Below are 4,036 nucleotides of genomic sequence, written 5' to 3'. Positions count from 1 at the left end.
TGGCTTTGAATTTTCCAAATTGATAGGTCGAAAAACCGGTCTGGCGAATCCAGTCGCCTTTTCTGCCGTTGCCATCATTTTTGCTGGAAATATTTTCAATTTGATAGCGAATTTCAGGAATTTTTTTTGCACGAAGTTCGGTTTTCGCGCTCCAGCGTTCCGAGCGAAAAACATCAGCGCGTTTGTTGCGTCCCCAGTTTCCGGAAAATTTCAGCGACTGAACAGGGGAGTAACTACCGTTCATTTCGATGATTTGTTCTGCCTGTACAGTTGCATCGCCGACGTCCCATTTGCGATCTTTTTCCACTTCTTCGGTGCGGCTGAGATAGCGGAATCGTTCCTGAACCTGGCGGAATTTCCCTGAAAATTGAAATTTCCCCAGATTTTTCCCCAGCAAATTGAGACTGTCCGCAGATAAATTCAAAATACTCGTGCCTGCAAATCCAACATTGTCGTCGTCATCTTTCGGCGAATAAAGATTATTGTCCTTTCGGCTGGCAGCGATTTCAGTGAGCAGGTTTATACCTTTTGACGGCTGAAAATTAAACGACATATCCAATAGATCGTGACTTTGCGCTGGCGTGAGCAAGACAACCGGCAGATAGCTCCCCTCACCGATACCGACAAATTCGTAGTGATTGTACCCCACTAATTTGTAGTCGCCCTTTCCCGGGCCAAAGTAAGTGAAGGACAAATTGTAATCGCCAGCATCAGCGCCCACGTAACGAAAAAATCGAATACCTGCAGAATCGACCGCAACGTACCTGCCTTTGCCCGAACCGACAAAATGGACGCCGGAAACGTAAGCCGAATCGATGGCATCTCCGGCAGCGGCTAATCGGGATTGTGTTTCTTCGTCCAAAGTGTAATTGAGCGGATTTTCCTTGTTGTCAGATTCGCGCAGCAGGCGCACACCGATGGCAAGTTTGTCTCCGAAAGTGCTTGTTCTCAGGTCTGCGCTGTAAAGTCCGCGCTGAAATTTCAAATCCGTGTACTGGAAATCCACGACAATGCGCGAGTCCGCTGTGATGAGTCGGTTTCGCGTGAAAGTGATCTGCCCGTTGCTGTATTCAATGACGTAATCCTGATCCTCGCCGCGAGTCATAAGTTCCCCGTCGATCCAGACTTTTTCGGTTCCGGCAAGCACGATGATATCGATTTGGCCGCGATCTCCTTTGAGCTGATAGGGTCCCTGATTGCCTTCCTGTCCCAGAAAACGATTGGTCATAAATTTTCCTTTGGAAACAGCGCCGGAAAGCGTCATTTTCGTTTTTCCCAATTCCGCAGATGCCATCACACCCTGCAATTTTCGCTGGTACGGACTGAATTCCGTGCCCGGCAGCGTGAGGTAGTAGTCGCCCAGCGTTGCCTGAACCTGATCGCTTTTGATTTGCACAAAAACTTTGTCAATTTCTTCGAGCGACTGGGTATTCCCTTCAGGCTGAATGGGCGTATTTTGATCCGTCAGCGCTGCGACAACCTCTACTTTGTCCGCCACTTTCCCGGAAATTTGCATGCGCAAACCGGACTCCAATTTCATCCCCTGATTGGTGCCGATGGAAATTCCGCGCACGATGCTGCCGCTTTGTCTCAGCGTCGAAGTCATGAATTGATTTTTTCGACTTTTCGACCGCTCAATGGGAGCAGGTCTGGGCATTTGTTTTTCCGAATGAAAAATGAGCCGGCAGGCGATGATAATATTTTTTCTGCAACGGTAAAGGCAAAATTTGATAGGAAATGTTCAAAATTTTCCCATGAGGGAATTTTTTGACAAATGAAACCACGCCCTGAACGTAATCGATGCGATAATCTGATCCCGGCTCCAGCATCAGCGAATCAGAAAAAATTTTTTCCGAAAAAGGCATCAAAAACGAATCCGGCAGCGCGTAGGCAGCTTTTGTGCTGTCAAAAACAACCGTCGCTGTTTTTTCGAATAAGTTAAATTGAAATTCACTCTGCGCCACAGCGCACACCGGAATCAATAAAATTGTCAGGAGAATTTTATTCATCAATTTGATTATTTGTTAAAAATTTATTTTTTTATCCGTGTAAATCCGCCAAATGCGCCAAAGGCGCATCTGCCTACGGCACGATCCGTGCGGAACGACCGCCATCTTTTTGGCGGTTCATCCGTGTTCTATCGCTTCACTTAATCTCAAACACAAGAATCTCATCACTGTCAAGCACGTAAATTTTATTTTGAAAAGCGACAACATCTTCCGGCTGGCGAAAATTTCCCCGGGCGTTACTGATTTTTGACCAGCGAAGCAGAAGCTCGCCGTCCGGTTTGAAAACGAAAATTTCTTTGGTCTCTGCGTCGGTGACAAATAATTTGTTGTCGCTAAAAAAAATGCCGCGTGGTCTTTTCAGTAGTCCGGAGCCAATTTCACTGACATAATTCCCGAAATAATCAAAAACAAGCACCTTTTTCGCTTCCTGATCCGAAACGTAGAGCAAGTCCTGGTTGCTTATCGTCAACTGTACCGGATCGAGCAGTTGGCCTTTGCCCTGGGCGTAGTCGCCGAAAGCAATCTCTGGCTTGCCAAAAGAGTTGAATTTGATGATGCGAACATTCTCGCCGTCAAGCAGAAACAGATCGCCATGCCTGGAAATGGCAACACTTTTAGGATAGGCAAACTGAAATTGCCCCTCCCAGTTTTCATCAGAGTAAAGAGAGGAAATGTAGTTCAAATCTTTGTCGTAACGCTGAAGGCGCTGGTTGTCAAAGTCCGCGACAAAGACATCAAGTCCGGACTCGGCGCAGATGTCCAGCGGCGTGTAAAATTGCTCCGCGTCCCAGCCGAAACCGCCGATGGAATTAATGACTTTTCCGGTGGGGGAAATTTTCAGAATGCGATTATTGCCCGTGTCGGCAACGTAAATATCGCCAGACAAATCAACGGACAAACCTTTTGCGCCATTGAGCTGAACAGAATCGGGAAGGAGAGAAGTGAGAAAAAATGCCTGCCTGGCGTTCTGTTGTTGCGCTGAAATTTGGGTGAAAGTTAAAAATATCAAACCAAAGAAAAGGAATCTTCTCATTGCAGTGTTCCTTTTGTGGTGAGTCTTACGGACGAATGGTATAAAATACATTTTTTTCAGTAAATAAGCAAATGATTAAACGAAAATTTGGCGGTGGGGTTCGATTCGAGAATAGAGCGATGATTTGTTTTAGGGGGTAAAATCACGCAATGAAGACATTTACGAAGAAATAAACTTCATAATTTTTGCCATTTCCTTATCCGGCGACTCATTTCTTCGTTCGAGATTAATCTCCCTTTTCTCGAATCCTCCAATCCTCTCTCAATCATTCGCTCAAAAGCAAGCTCTTTCAAAATTTCTTCATAGCTGGCATCATCTGGCTGGGATTGTATAATTTTTGTCATTTTTTCTTTTGTGTCTGACATATTAAACTCCTTGAAAATAGCAAGCAAAAATTTCAAAAGGCAAAAATATAGCGCACAAAAAAGTTTGTACGCTTGAGATAAAATCATAACTTTGCAAATTGCCGGATTCCGATCAGATATTATGCTGCCACTGTTTCATAAGAAAAATCGAATTTACCGGAAGACGCTTTTGCATGTTCAATTGTAAAACTTACAACTCTCCCGTCAGCATCGAGATCAACATAAAGATTTTCATTCAGCTCTTTGGTTTCAGCAACCTCATGATCTGATAACTCGATATAAAGCGTATCAGTATCCTCAAAATATTTAATCTTCATTTACTTCCCTCCTTTGAAAGTTCTGTCAAAGAAAGCGTTATGCACAGTTTCTCCGTCTTCAAGCAGCATTACTCTTAAATATTTATCAACTTCCTGAATTTTACCCCAAATCTTAATCCGACCGTCAGATTGAACTTGTTTGCTCATGGGGGAGTCAATAACTCTCTGAATCCATTCATCTTTTATATTCTTACGGTCGGGCTTCCGCCTTCTGAAATCGAAATACTTTGTTGTCTTCATAAAAATTCAATAGTAAAATGAATGACCGGCCAGCTCCGTCCGGTTAGGTTATTGCTACATGGGGGAGCAGAA

5 protein-coding genes are annotated in these 4,036 nt (G+C 44.3%); all 5 read right to left on the bottom strand.

The genetic code is table 11. The features are described from left to right. The coding region (locus tag GXO74_14140) for a hypothetical protein (GenBank protein ID NOZ62808.1) at positions 1–1,657 on the bottom strand (1,657 nt) is incomplete at its 3' end. After that, positions 1,635–2,009: a hypothetical protein gene (locus GXO74_14135; protein NOZ62807.1), complete on the bottom strand. Its 375-nt coding sequence runs from the start codon at positions 2,007–2,009 to the stop codon at positions 1,635–1,637. The genes GXO74_14140 and GXO74_14135, both read right to left, overlap by 23 nt. A 136-nt stretch (positions 2,010–2,145) precedes the next feature. Further along, on the bottom strand, positions 2,146–3,042 hold the full coding sequence (locus tag GXO74_14130) for a hypothetical protein (protein ID NOZ62806.1): 897 nt from the start codon (positions 3,040–3,042) through the stop codon (positions 2,146–2,148). A gap of 176 nt (positions 3,043–3,218) precedes the next feature. Next, on the bottom strand, positions 3,219–3,407 hold the full coding sequence (locus GXO74_14125; GenBank protein ID NOZ62805.1) for a hypothetical protein: 189 nt from the start codon (positions 3,405–3,407) through the stop codon (positions 3,219–3,221). Positions 3,408–3,526: 119 nt separating this feature from the next. Beyond that, the gene (locus GXO74_14120; GenBank protein NOZ62804.1) at positions 3,527–3,724 is read right to left on the bottom strand and encodes a DUF2283 domain-containing protein; all 198 of its coding nucleotides are present in this window, start codon (positions 3,722–3,724) and stop codon (positions 3,527–3,529) included. Positions 3,725–4,036: the final 312 nt, after the last annotated feature.

This window comes from Calditrichota bacterium (assembly GCA_013152715.1).
In the GTDB taxonomy this organism is placed as follows: Bacteria; Zhuqueibacterota; Zhuqueibacteria; order Thermofontimicrobiales; family Thermofontimicrobiaceae; genus 4484-87.
The sequence above is the reverse complement of the archived record's forward strand: the minus strand, read 5'-3'. Positions and strand labels throughout refer to the sequence as shown.